General features: G+C 71.9%; 20 protein-coding genes. 14 read left to right on the top strand and 6 right to left on the bottom strand.

The window, feature by feature from the left end:
* Window positions 1–64: 64 nt before the first annotated feature.
* From ACFYR3_RS23225 to ACFYR3_RS23215, 3 genes are all read right to left on the bottom strand, one after another.
* The gene (locus ACFYR3_RS23225) at window positions 65–1501 is read right to left on the bottom strand and encodes an aldehyde dehydrogenase family protein (protein WP_389284640.1); all 1437 of its coding nucleotides are present in this window, start codon (window positions 1499–1501) and stop codon (window positions 65–67) included.
* A 17-nt stretch (window positions 1502–1518) separates the two neighbouring features.
* Window positions 1519–2733, bottom strand: a complete 1215-nt coding sequence (locus ACFYR3_RS23220; protein WP_389284639.1) for a 4-hydroxybenzoate 3-monooxygenase — start codon at window positions 2731–2733, stop codon at window positions 1519–1521.
* 95 nt (window positions 2734–2828) lie between these two features.
* Window positions 2829–3863, bottom strand: coding sequence for a LacI family DNA-binding transcriptional regulator (locus tag ACFYR3_RS23215; RefSeq protein WP_355840617.1), 1035 nt, complete (start codon window positions 3861–3863; stop codon window positions 2829–2831).
* 168 nt (window positions 3864–4031) lie between these two features.
* On the opposite strand from ACFYR3_RS23215, the gene ACFYR3_RS23210 reads away from it, so the two are divergent.
* The 4 genes from ACFYR3_RS23210 to ACFYR3_RS23195 all read left to right on the top strand — a co-directional run bounded on the left by ACFYR3_RS23210 (window position 4032) and on the right by ACFYR3_RS23195 (window position 8221).
* The gene (locus ACFYR3_RS23210) at window positions 4032–5456 is read left to right on the top strand and encodes an amidase (protein WP_355840618.1); all 1425 of its coding nucleotides are present in this window, start codon (window positions 4032–4034) and stop codon (window positions 5454–5456) included.
* A 26-nt stretch (window positions 5457–5482) separates the two neighbouring features.
* The gene (locus ACFYR3_RS23205) at window positions 5483–5701 is read left to right on the top strand and encodes a hypothetical protein (protein ID WP_261707599.1); all 219 of its coding nucleotides are present in this window, start codon (window positions 5483–5485) and stop codon (window positions 5699–5701) included.
* Window positions 5702–6080: 379 nt separating this feature from the next.
* Window positions 6081–7571 carry a flotillin family protein gene (locus ACFYR3_RS23200; RefSeq protein WP_389284638.1) on the top strand — a complete coding sequence of 497 codons (1491 nt, stop codon included), beginning with the start codon at window positions 6081–6083 and terminating at the stop codon, window positions 7569–7571.
* Between the two features lie 203 nt (window positions 7572–7774).
* Window positions 7775–8221: a type II toxin-antitoxin system PemK/MazF family toxin gene (locus ACFYR3_RS23195; protein ID WP_355840621.1), complete on the top strand. Its 447-nt coding sequence runs from the start codon at window positions 7775–7777 to the stop codon at window positions 8219–8221.
* A 51-nt stretch (window positions 8222–8272) separates the two neighbouring features.
* Here ACFYR3_RS23195 and ACFYR3_RS23190 read toward each other — a convergent pair whose 3' ends face one another.
* The gene (locus tag ACFYR3_RS23190) at window positions 8273–9106 is read right to left on the bottom strand and encodes a TIGR02452 family protein (RefSeq protein ID WP_389284637.1); all 834 of its coding nucleotides are present in this window, start codon (window positions 9104–9106) and stop codon (window positions 8273–8275) included.
* Between the two features lie 256 nt (window positions 9107–9362).
* Between ACFYR3_RS23190 and egtA the strand changes: the two genes are divergently transcribed.
* The 8 genes from egtA (at window position 9363) to ACFYR3_RS23150 (ending at window position 17252) form a co-directional block, all read left to right on the top strand.
* Window positions 9363–10700, top strand: coding sequence for an ergothioneine biosynthesis glutamate--cysteine ligase EgtA (egtA, locus tag ACFYR3_RS23185; protein WP_356786101.1), 1338 nt, complete (start codon window positions 9363–9365; stop codon window positions 10698–10700).
* Complete coding sequence (egtB, locus tag ACFYR3_RS23180; RefSeq protein WP_355840624.1) at window positions 10697–12028, top strand: ergothioneine biosynthesis protein EgtB; 1332 nt, start codon at window positions 10697–10699, stop codon at window positions 12026–12028. Before egtA ends, egtB begins: the two co-directional genes overlap by 4 nt.
* Window positions 12028–12819 carry an ergothioneine biosynthesis protein EgtC gene (gene egtC, locus ACFYR3_RS23175; RefSeq protein WP_389284636.1) on the top strand — a complete coding sequence of 264 codons (792 nt, stop codon included), beginning with the start codon at window positions 12028–12030 and terminating at the stop codon, window positions 12817–12819. Before egtB ends, egtC begins: the two co-directional genes overlap by 1 nt.
* A complete protein-coding gene (gene egtD, locus ACFYR3_RS23170; protein ID WP_356786103.1) occupies window positions 12816–13778 on the top strand; it encodes an L-histidine N(alpha)-methyltransferase in 963 nt (320 codons plus the stop codon). The genes egtC and egtD overlap by 4 nt, the downstream gene beginning before the upstream one ends.
* Before the next feature lie 353 nt (window positions 13779–14131).
* The gene (locus tag ACFYR3_RS23165; protein ID WP_355840627.1) at window positions 14132–14665 is read left to right on the top strand and encodes a universal stress protein; all 534 of its coding nucleotides are present in this window, start codon (window positions 14132–14134) and stop codon (window positions 14663–14665) included.
* Window positions 14666–14888: 223 nt separating this feature from the next.
* Window positions 14889–15305: an SAV_915 family protein gene (locus ACFYR3_RS23160; protein ID WP_356786105.1), complete on the top strand. Its 417-nt coding sequence runs from the start codon at window positions 14889–14891 to the stop codon at window positions 15303–15305.
* 9 nt (window positions 15306–15314) lie between these two features.
* Window positions 15315–16688: a diaminopimelate decarboxylase gene (gene lysA / locus ACFYR3_RS23155; protein WP_389284635.1), complete on the top strand. Its 1374-nt coding sequence runs from the start codon at window positions 15315–15317 to the stop codon at window positions 16686–16688.
* Between the two features lie 201 nt (window positions 16689–16889).
* On the top strand, window positions 16890–17252 hold the full coding sequence (locus ACFYR3_RS23150; protein ID WP_355840630.1) for a DUF1330 domain-containing protein: 363 nt from the start codon (window positions 16890–16892) through the stop codon (window positions 17250–17252).
* 12 nt (window positions 17253–17264) lie between these two features.
* Here the strand turns inward: ACFYR3_RS23150 and mgtA are convergent, their stop codons facing one another.
* Complete coding sequence (mgtA, locus tag ACFYR3_RS23145; protein WP_389284634.1) at window positions 17265–19883, bottom strand: magnesium-translocating P-type ATPase; 2619 nt, start codon at window positions 19881–19883, stop codon at window positions 17265–17267.
* Between the two features lie 385 nt (window positions 19884–20268).
* The gene (locus tag ACFYR3_RS23140; RefSeq protein WP_389284633.1) at window positions 20269–21990 is read right to left on the bottom strand and encodes a GAF domain-containing protein; all 1722 of its coding nucleotides are present in this window, start codon (window positions 21988–21990) and stop codon (window positions 20269–20271) included.
* 322 nt (window positions 21991–22312) lie between these two features.
* On the opposite strand from ACFYR3_RS23140, the gene ACFYR3_RS23135 reads away from it, so the two are divergent.
* Window positions 22313–23188, top strand: coding sequence for a universal stress protein (locus ACFYR3_RS23135; RefSeq protein WP_389284632.1), 876 nt, complete (start codon window positions 22313–22315; stop codon window positions 23186–23188).
* Between the two features lie 200 nt (window positions 23189–23388).
* Entirely contained in the window at window positions 23389–23970 is a 582-nt protein-coding gene (locus tag ACFYR3_RS23130) for a hypothetical protein (protein ID WP_356786111.1), read from the top strand.
* The last annotated feature ends 198 nt before the right edge of the window (window positions 23971–24168 follow it).

The raw sequence follows: 24168 nt of genomic DNA, 5'->3' as shown, positions 1-24168 counted from the left end.
CGCCCGGGCCCGGGGCGGGTGCGTCGGAGCCTCCCGGGGCCTGGTGCGTCCGCGCCGCGAGTTGCTAGAACGGGTACGCCGCCACGTCCCCGCGCACCGTCGTCCACCGCAGGTCGGTGAAGGCCTCCAGATTGGCCTCGCCGCCGAAGCGGGCGCCGGTGCCGGAGGCGGCGGTACCGCCGAAGGGCGCGACGGCCTCGTCGTTGACCGTCTGATCGTTGATGTGGGCGATACCGGTCGGGATGCGCTCGGCGAGGTCCAGGCCGCGTGCGGTGTCCCGGGTGACGATGCCCAGGGAGAGTCCGTAGGGTCCCGCGGACGCGAGGGCCGCCGCCTCGTCGAGGGTGCCGAAGGAGCGGACCGGCGCGACCGGGCCGAAGACCTCCTCCGCGTACGCGGGGGTCGCGTCGTCGACTCCGGCGAGCACCGTCGGCCGGTAGAAGAGCCGGTCGTGCGTGCCCCCTGCCGCCAGCTTCGCGCCGCCGGCCGTGCTGGCCTGCACCAGCCCCCGGATCTTGGCGAGTTGGGCCTCGTCGATGATGGGGCCGAGGTGTACCTGTTCGCGGTGCGGGTCGCCGACGGCCAGCGAGTCGGCCTTGGCGGCGAGCCGTTCGACGTACTCCTCGTACAGCGAGGCGTGGACCAGGTGGCGGCCCGTCGTCATGCAGATCTGGCCCTGGTGGAAGAACGAGCCCCAGGCCGCCGTGGAGATGACCGCGTCGAGATCGGCGTCCTCGAGGACGACCAGGGCGGAGTTCCCGCCCAACTCCAGGTGCGCGCGCTTGAGATGACGGCCGGCCGCCTCACCGACCGCCCGCCCCGCGGCGGTCGAGCCGGTGAAGGAGATGACCGGGACCAGCGGGTCGGTGACCAGGGCGCGGCCGGCCTCCGGGCCGCCGGGCAGAACCTGCAGCAGCCCGTCGGGAAGTCCGGCCTCGGCGAAGACGGCGGCGAGCGCGAGGCCGCCGCACACGGCCGTACGCGGATCCGGCTTCAGGACGACGCCGTTGCCGAGCGCGAGCGCCGGGGCGACCGAGCGGATCGAGAGGATCAGCGGCGCGTTGAAGGGCGCGATCACGCCCACGACACCGACCGGGACCCGGCGCGTGTAGGACAGACGCGGCGCCTCCGAGGGCAGCACCTGACCCGTCGGGCGTGAGGCGAGAGCGGCCGCCTCGTAGCACTCCTGGGCGGCGACGTGCAGCTCGAAGTCCGCCTTGCCGGGGATGGAGCCGGACTCCCGCACGATCCAGTCGCGCAGTTCGTCGGCGTGCGCGGCGAAGAGGTCCCCCGCCCTGCGCAGTACGGCGGCGCGCACGAAGTGCGGGGTCCTGGCCCACTCGGCCTGTACGCCGCCGGAGGTCCGCGCGGCCGTCGCGATGTCCTCGGCGGCGGCGAGCGTGACGGTGCCGAGGCTCTCGCCGGTGGCGGGCTCGGTGACGGTGTACGCATCGCCCGAGAGCGGGCGGGACTGCCAGGTCGTGGGGTCGAGCAACGGCATGTCGGCTCTCCGATCGTTCACTGATCACCAGCGGGACTCAGCGGGCCCGTACGGCTCGGGGCGAGCGGAAGTCCCGTGTAGTTCGCGGCCAGTTCGGCGGCGGCGGGACGGGATGCCGTGATCCGGCGCAGTCGCGCGAGCTGCATCCGGTGTTCGAAGGCATCCCCATCTGGTTGAGCGTGCAACATCCTAGTCATGTCGTACGAGAAGCGCGTCGCCTGCCACACCCGTTCAAGGGCCAACTCCGAGTAGCCGTCCATGAGTTCGGCCGACCCGGTGCGATGCAGCTCGGCGAAGCAGCGCGCCAGGACCCGTACGTCGGACACCGCGAGGTTGAGCCCCTTGGCGCCGGTCGGCGGCACGATGTGGGCGGCGTCCCCGGCGAGGAGCAGCCGCCCGTGGCGCATCGGCTCGTGCACCCAACTACGCATCGGAGTGACCGACTTGGCGGTGACGGGGCCGCGTTCCAGCCGCCAGTCCCCGTCGACCGCGAAGCGCGCGGCCAGTTCGTCCCAGACGCGCTCGTCGGGCCAGTCGGCGATGTCGGTGCCATTCGGGACCTGGAGGTACAGCCGGGACACCGAAGGCGAGCGCATGCTGTGCAGGGCGAATCCGGTGGCGCCCCGCGCGTAGATCAACTCCTCGCAGGAGGGCGGCACATCGGCGAGGATGCCGAGCCAGGAGTACGGGTAGTCGTGGGCGTACGAGCGGCTCGTCCCGGCCGGGAACGCGGCCCGCGCGATGCCGTGGGAGCCGTCGCAGCCCACCACCCAGTCGCAGCTCAGCGTCCGCTCGCGTCCCTCGTGCACGAACCGCACGACGGGCGTGCCGCTCTCCGGCTTCTCCACGGCAAGTGCCTCGGCCTCGAACAACAGGGGTGGCCCGCCGTCGAGTTGGAGGGCGACGAGATCCTTCACGATCTCCGTCTGTGCGTAGATCGTGACGGTCCGGCCGCCCGTGAGCCCGGGAAAGTCGATGTGGTGGCGCTCACCCTCGAAGCGCAGCTCGATACCGTGGTGGACCAGGCCCTCGGCGTCCAGCCGCTCGCCCGCTCCGCACGCGCGCAGCGCGTCGACCGTGCCCTGCTCCAGCATCCCGGCCCGCTGGCGCCGCTCCACGTACGCGCGTGACCTGCTCTCCAGGACGACACAGTCGATTCCCGTCCGGTGCAGCAGCCGGGCCAGCAGAAGCCCTGCCGGGCCGCCGCCGATGATGCCGACCGTGGTCCGCATGACGCGCCTCCGGTGTCCGATGCCGCCGGGACCGAAGCTCCGGCACGGGGACCGGCCCGACCGCGCACGGGCCGGGCGAACAGGCCCAGCCTCTCTCAGCTCGACGCGCGGTGCACCACTCGTGCTCCCAGCACCTCGTGCGTCTCGGGCTCGGCTCCCGGTTCGCGGACCGCGCGGTCGACCAGGTCGGCGAGGTCGCGGCCGGACGGCAGCTCGATGTGGACGGTGCTCAGCCGGGGCCGCAGCAGCCGGCCGAGCATGAGGTCGTCGGCGCCGACGACGGCGGTCTCGTCCGGGACGGCGACGCCTTCGTCCTGAAGGGCGCGCATGAGGAGCATCGCGTACTCGTCGTTGTACGCGAACACGGCGTCGAGTCCCAGCGGACGCCAGCGCGCCGCGAGTTGGGCGGCGGCCTCCTCCTCGTACGCCAGGGGCAGTTCGGTCACGGTCGCGTCCGTGCCGCGCAGGGCCCGTCGTACGCCGTCGAGCCGGGGCCGGGAGAAGATCTCCAGGCCGGCCTCCTCGGGCATCACCACACCGATGCGGCGGCGGCCCCCGGACAGCAGATGGACGCCCGCGCAGTGACCGACCCGGTCGTGGTCCATGAGCAGCGCGTGGGCGCCCTCGACCTGTTCGGGGCCCAGCGTGACCACGGCACGGGCACCGGCCCGCTTGAGGACCGCGACGCCCTGCGGGCCGAGCCCGCTGCCGGGCACCAGGACGGCGACGGGCCGCAGTTCGGCCCAGGCGCGGGCGGCCTCGTCGCCGCGCAGGCCGACGCTGCCGTACTGCACGACGGTGTAGTCGAGCCGGCCGAGGGCCGACTGGAGTTCGGTGAAGAACCGGTGGTAGAGCGGGCCCACCGGCACGGTCGGGGCGGGCATCAGGACCATCCGGCTGTGCCCGGCGCGCAGACTGCGGGCGGCCGCGTGCGGGACGTACCCGAGTTCCTCGGCGGCCTCGCGGACCCGGAGCCGGGTGGGTTCGCTGATCCGGACGGCGCTGGTGTTGTTCAGGACGTACGAGACGGTCGCGCGCGAGACACCCGCGAGGCGTGCCACATCGGCACTGGTCGGCACGGGTCGCTGTGCGGGCGCCGGATGGGCGGACTGCTTCGGTATCTGCACCATGACGTACCGCATCCTTGCAGGGGCCCGGGCGCCGCTGTGTGCCGGGGCCGCCCGGTCAGCTTTCCGTATCGCGGAACTACCGCTTCCGCAAAGGAGGTTGCGTGTTCCGTACCGGCAGACACCTCCAGAGGTTACCGTTCGGTAGACAACGTCTTCGGAGGTGAACGAATGGCTCCCGACCGTGCCCCAGGGCTGACGGAGAGCGTGCGTGCGCTGGCCGCCGGCGAGGTGAGCTCGCGTGAGCTGGTCGAACGGACGCTCGCCCGGATCGAGGCGGCCCGGCCCACGGTGAACGCCTTCCGGCTGGTGCGCGCCGAGGCCGCCCTCGCGGAGGCCGACGCGGCGGACAAGGAGCTGGCGGCGGGTTCCCGGCGGCCACTGCTCGGGGTGCCGCTGGCGGTCAAGGACGACATGGACGTGGCGGGCGAGCCGACCGCGTTCGGCTGCCCGGGCGACTTCCCGCCGGTGGCCGAGGACGGCGAGGCGGTACGCCGGCTGCGCGCGGCCGGTGCCGTCGTGATCGGCAAGACCAACACCTGCGAGCTGGGCCAGTGGCCCTTCACCGAGGGCCCGGCCTTCGGCGCGACCCGCAACCCCTGGCACCACGGACACACTCCGGGCGGCTCGTCGGGAGGCTCCGCGGCCGCCGTCGCCGCGGGTCTGGTGCCCGCCGCACTGGGCTCGGACGGCGCGGGTTCCGTGCGCATCCCGGCCGCCTGGACCCATCTGGTCGGCATCAAGCCGCAGCGCGGCCGGATCTCGACGTGGCCGCGCCCGGAGTCCTTCCACGGCATCACGGTCAACGGCACGCTCGCCCGCACGGTCGCGGACGCGGCCCTGCTGCTGGACGCGGCGAGCGGCAGCCACGCCGGCGATCTGCACCGGCCCGCCGCGCTGCGCGTCCGTGACGCCGTGGGCCGCGATCCGGGCCGGCTGCGCATCGCGCTGTCGCTGAAGCCGCCCTTCACGGCGGTGCCCGCCCGGCTCGACCCCGCCGTACGGGCGAAGGTCCTCGCGCTGGCGGAGCGGCTCGCCGGGCTCGGCCACACGGTGGAGGAGGCCGAGCCGCGCTACGGGCAGATCGGGCTCGCGTTCGTCCCGCGCGCCACGGCCGGCATCGCGGAACGCGTGCGCGACACGCCGTTCCCCGAGCTCCTCGACCGCCGCACGCACGCCGCCGCGCGCCTTGGCCGGCTGCTCGGCGGGGCGCCGCTGCGGGCGGCCCGCCGGGCCGAGCCCGCACTGCAACGGCGCGTCGGCGCGCTCTTCGACACCTACGACGTGCTGCTCGCGCCGACGACCGCCGCTCCCCCGCCGCGGATCGGCGCGATGCTCGGCCTGAGCGGCTTCCGCACCGATCGGGCCATGATCGCCGCCTGCCCGTACGCCTGGCCGTGGAACATCCTCGGCTGGCCGGGCGTGAACGTCCCCGCCGGCTTCGTCGGCGAAGGGCTCCCGGTCGGCGCGCAGTTGCTGGGGCCGGCCGACAGCGAGCCGTTGCTCGTGTCGCTGGCCGCACAGTTGGAGGCGGACCGGCGCTGGCACGAGGAGTGGCCGTCGGGCGAAGCCGTCGCGGACTCCCCGGCCGCATAGGGGAGTTCCGGCCTTACGCTGTGACCATGGACGATGCGTCGATGGTCGGTTTGATGGGACGGGTCACCGGCACGGTCGGACCCGGGCTCGTCGGCGAGGTGATCGTCCGGGTGCGCGGCGGCGCCGAGCACTTCCTCGCGTACGCGGCCGCCGCGCAGGACCGTATCGAGCGGGGCACGGTGGTGATGGTGGTGGAGTACCTGCCGCCGCGCACGGTGTACGTCTCGGCGGCGTACGACAGCTGACGGCGCGCCGGGACGACGCGCGATCCCCACCCTCGGGCGGCCGGCAGCACTCGCGGCCCTCTCCCGCGCAGGTCGTGGCTCGGCCGCGGCATACCCGCGGGCTGCCCGCGCAACGGCTCCCGACGGCTCCCGACGGCTCCCGACGGCTCCCGACGGCTCGGCGGAACTGCGCCCGACGTTGCTACGGCACGGCGCCCGCGGAACCGCGGGACCGCGGCCGACTCGCGCCGTTCATACGACAGTTGAGCTGCCCTCGTCCCAGGTGAGAGCCGTATGCGTCAAGAACGCAACAAGGATTCCCCCACCTCTGTACCCCGGTGTCGGCGAGGAGCACACTCCCTTCGTTCGGTGCCGATAGGGCACCATCAAAAGGGGGCGTATGCCGATGATTGTCGGCGTCGTAGCGGGGGCGGTTGTCCTCGCACTGATCTTCATCGTTGTGGTCTTCAAGCTCATGTGGCGTGTCGCGGAGCCCAACGAAGCGTTGATCATCTCCGGTTCGAAGCATCGGACCGAGGGCCTCGAAGAGGGCATGGGTTTCCGCATCGTGACGGGGCGCGGCACGCTGGTGCTGCCGGGTGTGCAGGCGGTGCGGAAGATCTCGCTCGACCTCAACGAGACCGAGCTGCACGTGGACTGCGTGACCACCCAGGGCATTCCGCTGAAGGTGCGGGGTGTGGTCATCTTCAAGGTGGGCGACGACTTCGTGTCGATCGCCAACGCGGGCCGCCGATTCCTCGACCAGCAGAAGATGATGGCCGAGCGGGTGCACAACGTGTTCGCCGGTCATCTGCGGTCCATCGTCGGCGGGTTGACCGTCGAGGACATGATCCGCGACCGGGAGAAGCTGACCGGCCAGACCCGGGCCGCGTGCGGTACGGAGATGGAGAAGCTCGGTCTGATCGTCGACTCGCTGCAGATCCACGAGATCGAGGACCCGACCGGGTACATCAAGAACCTCGCGATGCCGCACGCCGCCGCCGTACAGCGGGACGCGCGCATCGCGCAGGCGGAGGCGAACCGTCTCGCCACCGAGGCCGAACAGAAGGCCGCGGCACGGATGTCGGAGGCGACCCGGGACAGCGAGATCCTCCAGGCCGGCTACCAGGCGGAGCGCGACAAGGCGGCGGCGAAGGCCCGGCAGGCCGGACCGCTCGCGGACGCCGCCGCCCGGCAGGACGTCGTCGTGCAGGAGACCCGGATCGCCGAGCTCGACGCTCTCCGTCGCGAGCAGCAGCTCCAGGCGGACGTCCGCAAGCCGGCGGACGCCCAGGCGTACGAGACGCGGGCCCGTGCCGAGGCCGAACGTGACGCGCGGATCTCGGCGGCACAGGCCAAGGCCAAGGAGACCGAGCTCGCGGCCACGGCCGAGGCGAACCGGGTCAAGACGGCCGCCACCGCGGAGGCCGAGGCGACGAAGGCCCGGGGTGCGGCCGCTGCGATGGCCACCAGGGCCACCGGTGAGGCCGAGGCGGCAGCGGCCCAGGCCAAGGGGCTCGCCGCCGCCGAGGCGACCCGGGCACAGGGTCTCGCGGAGGCGGAGACCATCAAGGCGCGGGCCGCCGCGCTCGCCGAGAACCAGGAAGCGGTGGTCGCCCAGCAACTCGCCGAGAACTGGCCGGAGATCGTGCAGGCGGGCGCGAGCGCGTTCGGCAACGTGGATCACATGGTGCTGCTCAACGGGGCCGACGGCATGTCGGAGATGTTCGCCAAGGCGCTCACCATGGGCGGCACCGGCCTCGGCCTGGCACGCCAGTTGCTCTCGACGATGAACCCGGAGGGGAGCACGGCCAAGAACCCGGCGGCGGAGCTCAACGGGGTCGTGTCGCCGGTCAGCGAGAGGGTGCCCGTGGAGAGGGACAAGGGGTGAGGTCGGCGCGCTGAGGCGCACAGGCGTCAGTGGTTCTGAACAATGAGGCTCGGGCGTACGGGAGTTGGGCCACAGCTCCGGTACGCCCGACGCCGTGCGGCTGGAGTTGCGGGGGAGTTGGCCCGCGACCCCCGCGACCCCGATGCCGTACGGCCGCGGACCCGCCCGCCGCGGCGACGCGCGCAGGCTCTACCGTGGCCCGCGTGACTGCCTTTACCGAAGACGACGTTCCCGGCCGCTACGGCCCCTCCGCGACCTCCGAGGCCGAGCCCCGCGAGGTCGGCCCCATGAAGACCGAGTACTCCCCCGCGCACGACGGCGACCCCGATCCCGGCGAGATCGTCTGGACGTGGGTGCCCTTCGAGGAGAACGACGGCCGGGGCAAGGACCGCCCGGTGCTGGTCGTGGCCCGGGAGGCCGCGGGCACGCTGCTCGCCGTTCAGCTCTCCAGCAAGCGGCACGACGGGGACCGCGAGTGGGTGGCGATCGGGAGCGGTCCGTGGGACCGGACCGGGCGGGACTCATGGGTGGACGTGGACCGCGTGCTCCGGCTGCACGAGGAGGGGATGCGACGGGAGGCGTGCGCGCTGGACCGGATGCGGTTCAACTCGGTGGTGCACCGACTGCGGGAGCGGTACGGCTGGCGCTGACCCCCTGCCGGTGATGGCCGCGCCGCGCCGAGGCGACCCGGCGACGGCGCGTCACGCTCCCCTGAGCTCGAATGCGAACGCCTGCTCGAATGCGAGGTATGTGGTCCGGCCCGGGGTGCGGTCCAGGATCCCGAACACCACGTGGTCGAAGTACCCCTCGAAGCGGCCCTCGACCAGCAGCCCGCGGAAGGCCTGGGCCACCTGCGCCGGATCGTTCTGGAACACCCCGCAGCCCCAGGCCCCGAGGACCAGGCGACGGTAGCCGTGCGCGGCGGCCGTCTCCAGGACACGTCCGGCGCGGATCGCGAGCGCGCCCGGCAGGTCGGCCGCGCGCTGCGGGGCGGTGCGCAGGACCACTCCCGCGTTCGGAGCGGCCGAGGTCAGGAATCCGGCCGGAAACGGCTCGTCGAGGAGCCGGCCGCGGTCGTCCCGGAAGACGGGTACGCCGGGTGAGTGAATGACACGGTCCGTGTAGAAGGCGTCGCGGTGGGCGCGGTGATGGTCGTAGAAACCCCGGGCCCGCAGCAGGCAGGTGTACAGCGCGGAGGCCCGGCACAGGGCCTCCTCCTGGGCCTGGGCGCCGTTCAGATAGCCGCCGCCGGGATTGCGCGCCGAGGAGAAGTTCAGCACGGCGACCGGATCCCCGCCCAGGGTGGTCAGCCGGTGGGCCGCCTCCAGGCTGCTCTCGCCCGTGACCTCGAACGATGTCCCGACCGGGGTCACCGACGGTGTCTCCACCGGCTCCGGGCCGTACAGCCGCGTCCCGTTCCGCGCGCTCTCGAGGGCAGCGGCGATGGACACCGTGCCCCCGGAAGGGGCGCGATAGCCGCCCGCCGCCACGATCTCCTCGGTCTCCCGCGCGATCGCACGCAGGCGCGCGCTCATGGCGCGACCCCCGTACGCGCCACGGGCGCGGCCTGCGTGCGCTCCCCCGTCGTGCCCATGAACGCATCGTGAGCGATGCTGGTCGTGCGGCGCAACAGAGTTTCGCGGCCCCGCAAACAGTGCTTCCCGGTCCCGGAAGCGAGCATTTGCACCCTTGTGCGAACCGCCGAGAGGGTCTTGGGTGGACAGGTGATTGTCGGCCCGACCCACCAGACCCCGGGCCGGCGGCATGCTGGAATCTCAGGAGGATCCCTACATGTCCGATTCGGTGAGTGACTGTACGGAGCGACGACGCTCCGCCGTCACCGAGGCCGAGGTGGAGGCGCTGGTCCGCGGCATCTGCTTCAAGACCGGTCCGCCCCGCCTCCTCGGTGTCGAAGTTGAATGGCTCGTCCACGAGCTGCGCAGGCCGCGGCTCCCCGTACCACCTGAACGACTGGAAGCGGCATATGCCGCACTGCGGACCCTGCCCCTGCGTTCGGCGCTCACCGTCGAACCCGGTGGACAGCTGGAGCTCAGCTCCGCTCCCGCCGGCTCCCTGATGGAGTGCGTGGGGTCCGTCTCGGCCGACCTCGACGCCGTACGCGCGACCTTGCGCGAGGCGGGTCTCGGCCTCAGTGGTTACGGCCAGGACCCCTGGAACCCCCCGAGCCGCTATCTCCATGAGCCCAGGTACGACGCCATGGAGCGCTACCTCGACCGCGCGGGACCCGAGGGCCGCGCCATGATGTGCACGTCGGCGTCGGTCCAGGTGTGCCTGGACGCCGGCTACGAGGAGCCGGGCCCGCTCGGGCACGGGCGCCGCTGGTGGCTGGCCCACCAGCTCGGCGCGGTCCTGGTGGCCGCGTTCGCGCACTCCCCGATGGCCCGGGGACGGCACACCGGCTGGCGTTCCACGCGGCAGTCGCTGTGGGCGTCGATGGACCCCGGGCGCACCGACGCGCCGGCTCTGCGCGGCGATCCCCGTGCGGCCTGGGCCCGGCACGTGCTGGACTCGCCGGTGATGTGCGTACGGGCGCCCGAAGGACCCTGGGACGTCCCGGAGGACCTGAGCTTCCGGGCCTGGACCCGGTCCGGCGCGCCTCCGGGCCGGGCGGACCTCGACTACCACCTGACGACGCTGTTCCCGCCGGTGCGGCCGCGCGGTCATCTGGAACTCCGCATGATCGACGCACAGCCGGGCGAGAACGGCTGGATCGTGCCGCTCGCGGTGACGGCGGCGCTCTTCGACGACCCGGACGCGGCCGAGGTCGCCTACCGGACCGTCAAGCCGCTCGCGGAGCGCGCGGGCCCGGGTCCGGCGCCGCGCAACCCGCTGTGGCGGGACGCGGCGCGGTTCGGGCTCGCCGATCCGGAGCTGCGCGAGGCCGCGGCGATCTGTTTCGCGGCGGCGTCCGAGGCGCTGCCCCGGCTCGGTGCCACCACCGAGGTCCTCGACGCGGTGGCGGAGTTCACCGACCGCTATGTGGCACGTGGCCGCTGCCCCGCCGACGACCTGGTCGGTGTGATCCGTTCTCAGCACGACGGTCGATCCGGGCGCCGCTCCGCCGGCCGCCCGCACGGTCGGTCCGACGGGAAGGACATCAGCTCATGACCGGCACGACCGCCCGCGATCCGCTCACGGATCCGGAGTCGCTCAGGCAGCGCGCGCTGGACGCGCTCACCACCGCCCGCGACCGCACCGTCCTCCTCACCTCGTGCGTGGAGGACCCCGATCTGACCGCGCAGCACTCGCCGTTGATGTCCCCGCTGGTGTGGGACCTCGCGCACATCGGCAACCAGGAGGAGCTGTGGCTGCTGCGGGGGGTCGCGGGGTGTGAGGCCATGCGGCCCGAGATCGACGGGCTGTACGACGCGTTCGAGCATTCACGCGCCGAACGGCCCTCGTTGCCGCTGCTGCCGCCCGCCGAGGCCCGTACGTACGCGGCCGAGGTGCGCGGCCGGGCGCTGGACGTCCTGGAGAAGGCGGCGTTCCAGGGCACCCGGCTGACCGAGTCGGGATTCGCCTTCGGCATGATCGCGCAGCACGAACAGCAGCACGACGAGACCATGCTGATCACCCATCAGCTCCGCCGGGGACCTGCCGCCCTCACGGCGCCGGACCCCGCGCCCGCGCCGCCGTTCAACGGTCCCGCCGAAGTCCTGGTGCCCGGGGGCCCGTTCGTGATGGGCACCTCCACCGAGCCGTGGGCCCTCGACAACGAGCGCCCCGCACACCGGCGTACGGTCCCGTCGTTCTTCATCGACACCACTCCCGTCACGAACGCCGCGTACCAGGCCTTCATCGAGGACGGCGGCTACGGCGAGCCGCGCTGGTGGACCCCCGATGGCTGGGACCACATCCGCGAGCACGGCATCGAGGCGCCGCTGTTCTGGCGGCGCGAGGGCGGGCAGTGGCTGCGGCGCCGCTTCGGTGTCACCGAGGCCGTGCCGCCGAACGAGCCGGTCCTGCACGTGTGCTGGTACGAGGCGGACGCGTACGCGCGCTGGGCGGGGCGGCGGCTGCCCACCGAGGCCGAGTGGGAGAAGGCGGCCCGCCACGACCCGGTGTCCGGCCGTTCCACGCGCTACCCGTGGGGCGACGAGGACCCCTCCCCGGCGCACGCCAACCTGGGCCAGCGCCATCTGCGCCCGGCTCCGGCGGGAAGCTACCCGGCGGGCGCCTCGCCGCTCGGCGTACGGCAGTTGATCGGCGACGTGTGGGAGTGGACGTCGAGTGATCTGGAGCCCTACCCCGGTTTCGTCGCCTTCCCCTACCGGGAGTACTCGGAGGTGTTCTTCGGCCCGGAGTACAAGGTGCTGCGCGGTGGTTCGTTCGCGGTGGACCAGGTGGCCTGCCGGGGCACGTTCCGCAACTGGGACTACCCGATCCGGCGGCAGATCTTCTCCGGGTTCCGCACGGCCCGCGACGGGGATACCTGATGTGCCGTCATCTGGCGTTCCTGGGAGGCGAGGAGAGGCTCGGCGCCCTCCTCGTGGAGCCGGAGCACAGCCTGTTCCGGCAGTCGTGGGCACCCCGGCGGCAACGGCACGGGACGGTCAACGCCGATGGTTTCGGGGTGGGTTGGTACGCCGAGGGGGACCCGGTACCGGCCAGGTACCGGCGCACCGGGCCCATCTGGGGCGACCAGTCGTTCGCGGACCTGGCCCGGGTGGTCGGGACGCGGGCGCTGCTCGCCGCGGTGCGTGACGCGACCGTGGCGGGCGCGGACGGGGAGGCCGCGGCGGCGCCGTTCGCCGCGGGCCCCTGGCTGTTCAGCCACAACGGCGCGGTCGCCGGGTGGCCGGACGCGCTCGCCCCTCTCGTATCGGGCCTGCCCGCGGCCGAGTTGCTGTCGCTGGAGGCCCGGTGCGACTCGGCGTTCGTGTGGGCGCTGGTCCTGCACCGGCTGCGCGCCGGTGACGAGGCGGGCCAGGCGCTGGCCGACACGGTCGTGGAGGTCGCCGAGGCGGCCCCCGGGTCCCGGCTCAGCCTGCTGCTCACCGACGGCGAGACGATCACGGCGACCGCCTGGGGCGACACCCTCTGGTACCTCCTCGAACCGGGCGCCCGCACCGTCGTGGCCTCCGAGCCGCACGACGACGACCCGCGCTGGCGGGAGGTCCCCGACCACACCCTCCTCACCGCCGGCCGCACCGAGGTACTCCTCACCCCGCTCAAGGACATGAGCGACGACATGGCATCCGCACAGCGCAAGGAGCCCCGTACGTGAGTCCGTTCCTGCTGACCCGCACCCTTCCCGAGGACGCCACGGACGCGGCCCTGCGCGCCGACGTCCTGCACGGCCTCGGACACCTGCCCAAGACGCTGCCGCCGAAGTGGTTCTACGACGCCCTCGGCAGCGAGCTCTTCGAGAAGATCACCGAACTCCCGGAGTACTACCCGACGCGCGCCGAACGCGAGATCCTGCTCGCGCGGGCCGGGGAGATCGCCGCGGCGAGCGGTGCGCGCACTCTCGTCGAGCTCGGTTCCGGCTCGTCGGAGAAGACCCGTCATCTGCTCGACGCCCTGCCGGATCTGCACACCTATGTGCCGGTGGATGTCAGCGAGAGCGCGCTCACCCAGGCCGGGCACGCGCTGATCGCCGAGCGGCCGGGCCTGAACGTGCACGCGCTGATCGCCGACTTCACCGGCGGTCTCACGCTCCCGAGCACCCCGGGGCCGCGGCTCGTGGCCTTCCTCGGCGGCACGATCGGCAATCTGCTGCCCGCCGAACGCGCGACGTTCCTGGCGTCCGTACGGGCACTGCTGTCGCCCGGCGACACCCTGCTGCTCGGTACCGACCTGGTGAAGGCCGAGTCGGTGCTCGTGCCCGCCTACGACGACGCGGCCGGCGTGACCGCCGAGTTCAACAAGAACGTGCTGAGCGTCGTCGACCGCGAACTCGGCGCCGACTTCGACCCCGACGCGTTCGAGCATGTCGCGCTCTGGGACGCCGAGCACGAGTGGATCGAGATGCGGCTGCGGTCGCGGATCGAGCAGACCGTGAAGATCCCCGCCCTCGACCTCGCCGTCCACTTCGCACAGGGCGAGGAACTGCGGACCGAGATCTCGGCGAAGTTCCGCGAGGACGGCATCCGCGGCGAACTGGCCGCGGCGGGCTTCGGCCTGACCCACTGGTGGACGGACACGGAGGGCCGCTTCGCCCTGTCCCTGAGCACGGCGGTCTAGGGCCTGCCGGAACTCCGGGGTACTGCCTGAAGGGTCTCCGAGGTGGAACGGCTCACCTCGGAGACCGCTTCGACGGGACCCGCGGTCGGCCACCGGGCCCCCGAGCGTCCCTCACGCGCCGTCGGCCGCCAGGATGCTCGTGACGCGGTCGCAGACGCGCCGCGCCCGCCGACGCCGGGTCGGCTCCGCCGAGAATCCTCCGCCGCAACGGCCGGCGTGAACGGCGTCAGAGTCGCGTTATGAACCGGACCACCCACGTCAGGCGAACGCCAACAGTGCGGTCCGCCGGCCTCGTCCGGGCCTTCGATGGGACACGCATGTCCACGAGGGTGTACGCCAAGGAGTGAGCGACGATGAATGACGGCCGGCGACGGCGCGCGGTGGTCGGAGTGAGCGGTTCGCTGGGGAGCCTGGCGGCCCTGCACCGGGCGGTGGACGAGGCCCGTCGAACCGATGCCGAGTTGCTGGCCGTACTGGCCTGGGAACCGCCAGGCGGTGAACTCGCCCACCGGCGAGCGATGTTCCCGTCACCCGTGGCGGACCTCCGACGGGACGCGGGCGAACGACTCCTCGCCGCTCTCGCCGCGGCCTTCGGCGACGCGGGACCCGGGGTTCCGTTCCAGGGCCTGGTCGTACGGGGTACGGCGGGGCGTGTGCTGGTGGAGACCGCCGACCGGGCCGACGACCTCCTGGTGATCGGCGCGGGATCCCGGGGCGGGATGCGCGCTCTGTTCCCGTCGGTCACCCGGTACTGCGTCGCCCACGCCGCCTGCCCTGTGCTGGCGGTACCGCCTTCGCCCCTGCAGAGCGAACTCGTCTCCGTGCACCGTCGGATCAGCCTGCGACGGTCGCTCGATGCCCGGGAGCTGACGGACGGCAGATCCTGACCGACCGGGGCGACGGCATGTCCTGGCCGATGACTCTGCGTGACTCTGCCGCCGTGCCGACCAGGTGTTCCCGCGGCCGTCAGCGGCGCGTCATGGGTACCGGGCTTCCCGTCAAGCATTCGTCAGCGAGGGGGCCGGGCACTGGTGCTCGGGCATAGCTTCATCGCAGCGCCCGGTCGATCCGACCGGGCGGCGCACGTCGCCTTCTTCGAGGAGCAGCACCATGTCTCCAGTCGAGTATTCCGAGGACCCCGAGCCCTCTGAACCCTTCCCGGCCGGACTTCTCTTCGTCCCTGTCCGGTCGGGGCCCGCCGGCTCTACGGCCCGGTTCTTCCGCACTCCCCTGGGCGGCCGTACGGCCGTCGGATTCACCTCGGCGGCGAAGCTCACCGCCACACTGGGCACCGAACAAACCTGCATCAGGCTCTCCGAACCGGCGCTGCGCGCGCTCGCCGAGCCCCTGGGCGTCACGGTCCTCACCGTCGACCCGCAGTTCTCCGCCCCCGCGGCCGACCGCACCAGGGCCACGGAGCGTGAGCGCGAGAACTCGTGGCGCCGCCGGCATCCCGAACACGCCGGCGCCCCGCGGGTGACCGGCGCCGCCGTCGTCGTCGCGTGCCTGAACCTGCTGATCGGCTGAGGAGACATCATGTCCATCCAGGACGCCCCCCTTCGGGACCTGCCTCGCCCACTGGGCACCGTCGCCGCTGCCGACGCCAGGGACGCCGACGGCCTGTCCGTCTGGCCCCGTTCAGCCCGCCCCGCCGCCGCCGGCGATGTCCGCGTGGGCGGGGTCTCCCTCGCCGAGGCCGCCGACCGCTTCGGCACCCCCGTGTACGTCCTCGACGAGCAGGAGGTCCGGGAACGCTGTCGCGCCTACCGCACGGCGTTCCCCGACGCCGACATCGTCTACGCGGCCAAGGCGTTCCTGTGCCGGGCCATCGCCCACTGGGTCCAGGAAGAGGGCCTCGGTCTGGACGTCTGCTCCGCCGGAGAACTCGCACTCGCCGTCACCACCGGCTTCCCGCCGGAGAGGATCGTGCTGCACGGCAACGCCAAGAGCCCCGAGGACCTCGGTACAGCCCTGCGGCTCGGTGTCGGACGCATCGTCGTGGACAGCACCTCGGAGATCACCCGACTGGCGGCGATCACCCCCTCCGACACCCGCCAGAAGGTCTTGGTGCGGGTGGTGCCCGGCATCGCCGCCGGCGGACACGTCAAGGTGCGCACCGGCACGGACGACCAGAAGTTCGGCCTGTCGCTCACGGACGGCTCCGCGCAGCACGCCGTCACCCGGATACTCGACCAGCCGCACCTCGAACTCGTCGGCCTGCACTGCCACCTCGGCTCCCAGGTCACCACCGTGAAGCCGTACGTCGCAGCGGTACGGCGCCTGGTCGGACTGATGGCCCGCATCCACGGCCAGCACGGCATCGCCCTCCCCCAGCTGAACATCGGCGGCGGCCACGCCATCGCCTACCGCCCCGGCGAGAAACACCTCAACATCTCCGTCCTGGCCGGGAGGGTCCGCGCAGAACTCGAGGACGGCTGCGCCCGCGCCGGACTGCCCGTGCCCCGGCTCACCCTCGAACCCGGGCGAGCGATCGTCGGCCCCGCCGGAGTCGCCGTCTACCGGGTCCTCGCCGTCAAGCGCACCGGCGAGCACACCTTCGTCGCCGTCGACGGCGGCATGAGCGACAACCCCAGGCCCGCGCTGTACGGCGTGCGGTACTCGCCCCGCCTCATCGGGCGCGCGTCCTGCGCACCGCCCCGCCTCGTCACCGTCGTGGGCCGGCACTGCGAGGCGGGCGACATCCTCGCCGACGAAGTCGCGCTCCCCGGCGACGTACGCCCCGGCGACCTCCTCGCCGTCCCCGCGGCCGGCGCCTACCACCTCTCCATGGCCTCGGGCTACAACCTCGTCGGCCGACCCCCGGTGGTCGCGGTCTCCGACGGCGTCGCCCGCGTGCTCGTACGGCGTGAGTCGCTTGACGACATGAGCCGCCGCGACGTCGGGCTGTAATCCCCTGCTCCTCAGGACGCGCCTCGACGGCGCGAGCGCCGGACCCGTCGGGTGCCAGTGCCCCTCTCCGGCCTGCCGTCCGAACTCGTGGACCGTTCCTCGATGTCGCGGTGCGATTACCTCCGGAGTAATCGCACCGCCCAACCACCCTCAGCTACGTTCACGTCACCGCCAACACCCCCGGAACGAAGGAGCCCCACGGTGTCCGCTTTCGGCTTCGCTCATCTCCGCGACCGCCGGGATCACCCCGACGTCATCGAGTACCTGGAACGCATCCAGGCGACCCTCGACCCCTTCGCGGGCCGTTTCGTCATCCACGGTCCGCCGACCGAAGTCGTAGAGGGTACGTGGCCCGGCAGCATGGTGCTGATCGAGTTCCCCGGCCTTGCCGAAGCCCGCGCCTGGTACGACTCTCCCGCCTACCGGGCCATCCTGAGTCTGCGTACCGACCACGTCGAGGGCGACTTGCTGCTGATCGAGGGCGTCGGACCGGACTACGACCCGGCCGAGCGAGCTCACAGGTTGCGAACAGAGGCCGAACGAGCGGGCCGGTCGACCACGTAGTCCATCAGCCGGTTACGAGGAGGGCCGCTTCGCGCTGTCCCTGACCACGGCGTCGGCCGTGCTGAAGTGGGCCGCGCGGCGCCGGAGATGCCTGCGAACGGCGTAGTGCCCGGGGGTCGGCGCGGCAGTGACCGCGGCCCCGTAGAACAGCCGTTTGCCGACTTCGATGAGGGCCAGGTAGGCGACGATCATGCCGACCAGGGTGGCGAAGAACGCCTTGGGAAGTGGCTGGAAGCCCAGCGTGTGGGCGAGAGCGGTGGCCGGCAACACCGCGCCGATCATGACGACGCCCAGCGCGGCCAGAGTCAGCGGCAGGCTGGGGTGGCTGCGGAAGAACGGGATGCGGCGCGTTCGGATGGCGAAGATCACCAGGGTCTGTGTGGCCAGCGATTCGACGAACCAGCCCGTCCGGAACTGAGCCGGACCGGAGTGGAAGACCCAGAGCATGACGCCGAAGGTGGCGAAGTCGAACACCGAGCTGAGCGGTCCGAAGGAGAACATGAATCGGCGGATGAAGGCGATGTCCCAGTGCGAGGGCTTCCGCAGTTGCTCCTCGTCCACGTTGTCCGTCGGAATGGCCAGTTGACTGCTGTCGTAGAGAAGGTTGTTCAGCAGGATCTGCGAGGGGAGCATCGGCAGGAACGAGAGGAACAGCGAAGCGCCCGCGGCGGAAGCCATGTTGCCGAAATTGCTCGAAGTGCCCATCAATACATACTTGATGGTGTTGGCGAAGATCCGGCGGCCCTCACCCACACCGTCGGCGAGGACGTCGAGGTCCTTCTCCAGCAGGATGACGTCGGCCGCGTCCTTGGCGACATCGGTGGCCGAGTCGACAGAGATGCCCACGTCGGCCGCGTGCAGAGCAAGTGCGTCGTTGACCCCGTCGCCGAGGAATGCCACGCCGCCGCGGCTGAGCCGTTGCGCGTGCACGATACGGGCCTTGGCCTCGGGACTCACCCGTGCGAAGACGGTGGTGCCGTCGATCGCGTCGGCCAGTTGCGCGTCGTCCAGGGCGTCGACCTCGGCACCCGTCATCACGCGCCGGTCGGGGAGCCCCAGGTCATGGCAGACCTTGGCGGCGACCGCGGCGTTGTCGCCGGTGACGACCTTCACCGCGATGCCGAGGCCGGAGAGCCTGCGCAGTGCCGCGGCGGCGTCGGGCTTGGGCGGGTCGATGAACACCAGCAGGCCGGCGAGGGTCAGCCCTCGCTCATCCTCGGGCCCGACATCTCGCGTTGCGCTGGAGACGGTCCGGGTGGCGACGGCGACCACCCGATTCCCTGCGGAGAACTCCGCCGCCAGCGCGTCACGGGCTCCAGGCGGGACGTCGACGCACCGGTCCAGGACGGTCTCCGGAGCGCCCTTGGTGACCATGCTCGAACCGCCGTCCCCGTCCCTCAACAGGACGGACACCATGCGTCGTTCATGGTCGAACGGCAACACGGCGACCTGCGTGTACCCGTCCAGAGCGGCCCGCTCGCCTGCGGTGGCCGGGGATCGCCACAGGGCCTGGTCCAGCGGGTTCCCTCCGATGTCCTGCCCGTCGCGCGTCTGGTTCTCCGTACCGAGCAGTCCCCACCGCACCACCGTCTCGACGCGTTGGCCGTCGACCGGCACGGCACGCGCGTACTCGATGCGGCCCGTGGTGAGCGTGCCCGTCTTGTCGGTGAACAGGACATCGACATCGCCCAGGTCCTCGATGCACACCAGGCGTTTGACCAGCACCTTGCGCCGGCTCATCCGCCGCGAACCGGCGGCCAGACTGGTCGACACGACGGCGGGCAGAAGCTGCGGGGTGATACCCACGGCGATGGCCAGCGAGAACAGCAGCGCGTCGATGATCGGCTTGTGCAGGGCCACATTGATCACGAAGATCGAGGTCGTCAAAGCGCCCGCGACGTAGACCAACAGCATGGAGAAGCGCCGCAGGCCGACTTGGAACTCGGTGTCGAGGGGATGGGTGTCGAGCCCGGCAGCGATCTTGCCGAACTCGGTGCGTGCCCCGGTGGCCACGACCACCCCACGGGCGGCGCCGGTACGAACGACCGTGCCCATCAGAGCGCACCCGGACAATTCTGCCAGTGGCGTCCCGGCCGCGACCGCGGCCAGGCTCTTGTCCACCGGAAGCGACTCTCCGGTCAGCACCGATTCGTCGCACTGCAAACCGGTGACCGAAGTCAGCCGCAGGTCGGCCGGCACGACGTCACCCAGACGCAGTTCCACCAGATCACCGGGGACCAGCGCCGTGACATCGACGAGCACGGCCCGGCCGTCACGCAGTGCCACGGTCTGATGGCGGATCTGGGAGTGCAGGGCCTCGGCCGCCCTTTCGGCCCGGTATTCGTTGACGAAGCCCAGTCCCACCGACGCGCTCACGATCAGCCCGATGATCACCGCGTCGCTCCGCTCCCCCACCAGGAAGGACACGACAGCGGCTGCCGCCAGCAGCCCGAGCAGCGGTGAACGGAGTTGATGCCACAGGACGGGGAACACGCGGGCACGGTGAGAAGCCACCGCGTTGGGTCCGAACCTCGCCTGTCGTCGCAGAACCTCCTCGCCGCCCAGGCCTTCTCCGGCGACGACGTCGAGCGCCCGAAGGACGTCGTCCGCCGGAAGACTCGCAGCGGACACCACCCCCTGTGCGGGCGCGGGCGGTTGCGCCGGAGTAAGGAGGCTCGCCTTCCCCGGCCCCCGGAGTCGGGGGAACCGTCCTGCGGACACCTGCTGGTTTCGTGACCTCGGCGTTGCTGCTTGGTCCTGCACGTACCGCCCCTGTGGCTCGCCGGCTCCTCCACCGCCGAGTCAACGGTGGAAGGGCTCCCATCCGATCGGTCGACACCCGCGACAACGCGGAGCCCCATCTCCGCACCGCCTTTCGCCAGGACGCACAGATGCGCGTAGCTGAGGGGGTCCGTTGTCACCGTCGCATCGTCGGACGGTGGGGAGAAGGGGCGGTTGGACCCTTGTCGGGGCCGTTCGGCCCATGCTGTCCTGGGCCCGCGCCGCTGGGCACTCCCTACTTCACCGGCAGCGGGACGTGCCAGTCGACCAGGGCGCCACCGCTGCTGGAACCGGCCACCTCCAGCAGCCCGCCGAGCTGTTCGGCCCGTTCAGCCATGTTGCGCAGCCCGCTGCGACGGCCGTCCGCCGGAATGCCCACACCGTCGTCGGAGACCTTCAGGCGTACCTCACGGCCGTCGGTCGTCAACGCCACGTCGGCCCGGCCCGCGTGGGCGTGCCGGGCGACGTTGGCCAGGGCCTCGATGAGTACCGCCACGACATGGTCGGCGATCTCGCGCGGCACGTCGGTGTCGAGCAGGCCCTCCATACGCACGCTGGGCGCGAAGCCCAGCCCCGGCCTGGCCTCGCCGGCCACCCGGGCGACGTCGGCCCGCAGTCCGCTGCCGGTGGCGTCGTTCTCGCGGACGCGAAGGCCGAAAATGGTCGCCCTGATGATCTTGATGGTCTCGTCCAGGTCGTCCACGGCTCGCAGCACCCGCTCGGAGGCCTCGGGGTGGGTGATGAACCGGCCCGCGCTCTGCAGCGTCATCCCGGTGGCGAACAGCCTTTGGATGGCCAGGTCGTGCAGGTCACGCGCGATCCGGTCGCGGTCTTGAAGCACGGCGATCCGCTCGGCGTCCTGCCGCCGCTCCGCGAGCTCCATCGCGATCGCGGCCTGCACGGCGAACCCCTGCAGCATCGCGGTCTCCCTGCCGGAGAAGACCGGTCGGCCGGTCTCACGAGCCAGCAGCACCACCCCCCGCACGTCGCCCGCGCCGGTGCCGATGGGGACGGCCACTGCTGGACCGAGCCCCTGGAAACGCGGCGGTTCCGGAGAGATCCGTTCATCCTGCGTGACGTCGTCACTGTTGACGGGAGCAGCGGAGGAGAACGCCAGTCCCACCAGGGTTTCCTTCAGGGGCAGCACCAGTCCCCGGTGCGCCTCCGCGTCCACTCCGACGGCGATCTCCACACTGAGCGACCTGCTGCCTTCCACGGGCATGGCGACCGCCGCCAATGCCGAGCACGAGATGTCCCGGGCGTGTCCGGCAATCAGGTGCAGCGCCTCGGCGCGCTCGCTGCCGGACATCAGGCTGTGGCTGATCTCCGCGTTCGCCTTCAGCCAGCGCTCGCGCAGTCGTGAGTCCTCGTACAGGCGGGCGTTGTCGATCGCCACACCGGCCGCGACGGCCAGCGTGGACAGCAACGACTCGTCCTCCTCGTCGAACTGCGCCCCGCCGCGCTTCTCGGTCAGATACAGGTTGCCGAAGACCTGGTCGCGTACGCGGATCGGAACACCCAGGAAGCTGCTCATAGGCGGGTGTTCGGGCGGGAAGCCGTACGAGGCGGAGTGCTCCGAGAGTTTCTCCAGGCGCAGGGGTTCCGGGTGCCGGATCAGTTCGCCGAGGATGCCGTGGCCTTCGGGAAAGGAGCCGATCTCGGCGATCTGCCGCTCGCTGACGCCGACGGTGTGGAACGCAGACAGGGTCGTGCCGTCGGGTCCGATGACGCCGAGCGCCGCGTACTCGGCGTCGACCAGGGTCGCGGCCGCCCCGACGATGGAGCGCAGGGCCTGTTCCAGGTCCAGTTCCCGGCCGACGGAGAGGACCGCTTCCAGCAGGCTCCGCACACGGTCGCGCGTGCTCCGGGCCGCGTCGAGCCTGGCCTGCAATTCGTCCAGCAGCTCGTCGAGCTTCAGCTGCGGCAGGGGTCCGCGGCGCTCGTCCGGGGTTTCCACGCTGCTCGTCCCGGCCTCTCTGTGCGTCCAGGTCGGCGCGCGGGCCCCGCACGCAGGGGGACCCATCCACGGTAGCCCTCCCCGACCGGGACCGGTAAGCCGAGGACCGGCCGCCACGTCGGCGCGACCGCGGTCCCTGGGAAGCGTCGTTCCGCCCCCCAGGAGAAAGCCCCGGTCACCGCCGTCCGGACCCGGGCGACAGGGCCGTAGGTCCCGGGAAAGGGCTGGTCGGCCCCTGCCACCGCCGGACGCCGGGGACAAGCGTGAGAGGTGGTATCCCATACCGCACGACACGGCAGCAAGAGAGAAGGCGGTGGAGACAATGACATTCCCCCTCGTCGTGGGCGTCGACGGATCGGACGGCAGCCTCGTGGCCATCGACTGGGCGGCGGACGAGGCCACTCGTAAGGGGCTTCCGCTGCGGCTGGTCCACGCATCACTGTGGGAGCGGTACGAGGGAGCGTTGCCCGCGATGAGCCGGGAGCGTTCCTCCGAGAAGGTGCTGGCGGAGCACATTGTCGGTTCAGCGGAGGAACGCGTCCGACGGCACAACCCCGATCTCAGGGTCACCACGGAAACGCTGCCCGCCGAAGCCGTGTACGCGCTCCTGGACGAAGGCAGGAATGCCGTCGCCCTGGTCACCGGTTCACGAGGCCGCGGAGAGCTGGCGGGGACTCTGCTCGGTTCGGTGAGTCTGGCCGTCGCGGCCCGCGCGTACTGTCCGGTCATCGTGGTCAGGGGCGACAAGGCCGCTCTGAACGGCGCGCACGGGCGCATCCTGCTCGGTGCCGGAGACCCCGACACGAACCGTGAGGCCGTCCGGTTCGCGTTCCAGGAAGCCGAGGCACGCGGGTGTGAGCTGGACGTCGTCCGCGCCTGGCGCTGCCCGGCGCGCGAGACGGCCGACGATCCGGCGCTGGTCGAGGATCCAGCACATCAACACGAGAAGCAGGCCGCCGCATTGCTCGACACGCTTGTCGCCGACGCGTCGGCGGAGCATCCCGACGTGCGACTGCGCAGGACGACGATCGAGGGATCAGCCCGCAAGGTGCTCGTCAACCGCTCGGCCGCCGCCGACCTGGTGGTGCTCGGGGCACGGCGCAGGTCCGGTCACTTCGGTCTCCAGCTCGGCCGGGTGAGCCACACCCTGCTGCATCACGCCGCCTGCCCGGTGGCCGTCGTACCGCAGAAGGTCTGATCCCTCCGGATCACCCGAGGGCACCCCTCCGTCACGTGCGAGGAGTGCCGCGATTGCCGCGCCTTGGGCTCAACGGCCCTCCCCGGGGGCCGAGTTGCACCCGAGCGGCCCCGCGGTGGTACCTGGTCGGCCCATGTCCCGGCACCGTCCTGGCTGTCACCGTCGAACCTGTCCCCACGACGAGGAGGAGGTGCAGACCGATGGCCCCGGGAGAGCACACGAGGAAATGGCTCTGGCGGTGGAAGAAGAATCCACTGCGGCGACGCGACGACATCGTGGAAGCCTGGATCGTACTGGCCGTGTGGGGGATCGTCGCGGTGGGCGGCACCGTCGCCGGGCTGGTGACGGCCCTCGCCGGAGATGAGGTGTTCGCGCAGCAGCGGGCCGAGCGGCAGCCCGTCGAAGCCGTGCTGCTGAGCGACACGCCACGCAGCGTCACCGCGATCGGCACGACCACCGACCACCGGACGGCATCGGTGCGGTGGACGGCACCCAATGGCTCCACCCGCACGGGCCGGACCCAGGTGAGCACCGGGCTCAAGGCCGGAGCCGGGGTCTCGGTCTGGCAGGACCGACAGGGCCGACTCACCCTCGCGCCCCCCAGCTCCTCGGCGGCAGCCGTCGAGTCCGGCTTCCTGGGCATCACGGCGGCCGTCGGCCTCGCCGGCATCGTCTTCGGCGGCGGAGCCGTGGCCCGGCACCAATTGGACCGGCGCCGTATCGACGGATGGGGCGATGAATGGGACCTGGTGGGACCGCGATGGGACCACAAGACGGGCTGATTTCTTGAGTTCAGTATCAGATCCGGTGGCGGGTGGGCAATCCGTGTGAGGTCGGCTGAGGCGAGGCCGGCTGTGGTGCCCGGCGCCATGTCGGCGCCGCACGCCTGCTTCTAGGGTTCCGCAACGCCTCGGTGTGCCCGGCGCCCAGTGATGCGCCGACGGCCGCATGAGCACCGGGCATTCGACGAAGGAGCCGCC

It is taken from the genome of Streptomyces sp. NPDC005784 (genome assembly GCF_042871525.1).
Lineage (GTDB): Bacteria > Actinomycetota > Actinomycetes > Streptomycetales > Streptomycetaceae > Streptomyces.
This window is presented reverse-complemented; position numbering and strand designations above follow the sequence as displayed.

Excerpts from the sequence above, each read along its gene's own strand:
- ACFYR3_RS23220 (WP_389284639.1), bottom strand. The coding sequence starts at position 2,733 with ATGCGGACCACGGTCGGCATCATCGGCGGCGGCCCGGCAGGGCTTCTG.
- ACFYR3_RS23215 (WP_355840617.1), bottom strand. The coding sequence starts at position 3,863 with ATGGTGCAGATACCGAAGCAGTCCGCCCATCCGGCGCCCGCACAGCGA.
- egtB (WP_355840624.1), top strand. The coding sequence starts at position 10,697 with ATGACCGGCACGACCGCCCGCGATCCGCTCACGGATCCGGAGTCGCTC.
- ACFYR3_RS23135 (WP_389284632.1), top strand. The coding sequence starts at position 22,313 with ATGACATTCCCCCTCGTCGTGGGCGTCGACGGATCGGACGGCAGCCTC.
- egtC (WP_389284636.1), top strand. The coding sequence starts at position 12,028 with ATGTGCCGTCATCTGGCGTTCCTGGGAGGCGAGGAGAGGCTCGGCGCC.
- ACFYR3_RS23210 (WP_355840618.1), top strand. The coding sequence starts at position 4,032 with ATGGCTCCCGACCGTGCCCCAGGGCTGACGGAGAGCGTGCGTGCGCTG.
- ACFYR3_RS23205 (WP_261707599.1), top strand. The coding sequence starts at position 5,483 with ATGGACGATGCGTCGATGGTCGGTTTGATGGGACGGGTCACCGGCACG.
- ACFYR3_RS23190 (WP_389284637.1), bottom strand. The coding sequence starts at position 9,106 with ATGAGCGCGCGCCTGCGTGCGATCGCGCGGGAGACCGAGGAGATCGTG.
- ACFYR3_RS23225 (WP_389284640.1), bottom strand. The coding sequence starts at position 1,501 with ATGCCGTTGCTCGACCCCACGACCTGGCAGTCCCGCCCGCTCTCGGGC.
- ACFYR3_RS23160 (WP_356786105.1), top strand. The coding sequence starts at position 14,889 with ATGTCTCCAGTCGAGTATTCCGAGGACCCCGAGCCCTCTGAACCCTTC.
- egtA (WP_356786101.1), top strand. The coding sequence starts at position 9,363 with ATGTCCGATTCGGTGAGTGACTGTACGGAGCGACGACGCTCCGCCGTC.
- ACFYR3_RS23200 (WP_389284638.1), top strand. The coding sequence starts at position 6,081 with ATGCCGATGATTGTCGGCGTCGTAGCGGGGGCGGTTGTCCTCGCACTG.
- lysA (WP_389284635.1), top strand. The coding sequence starts at position 15,315 with ATGTCCATCCAGGACGCCCCCCTTCGGGACCTGCCTCGCCCACTGGGC.
- ACFYR3_RS23165 (WP_355840627.1), top strand. The coding sequence starts at position 14,132 with ATGAATGACGGCCGGCGACGGCGCGCGGTGGTCGGAGTGAGCGGTTCG.
- ACFYR3_RS23130 (WP_356786111.1), top strand. The coding sequence starts at position 23,389 with ATGGCCCCGGGAGAGCACACGAGGAAATGGCTCTGGCGGTGGAAGAAG.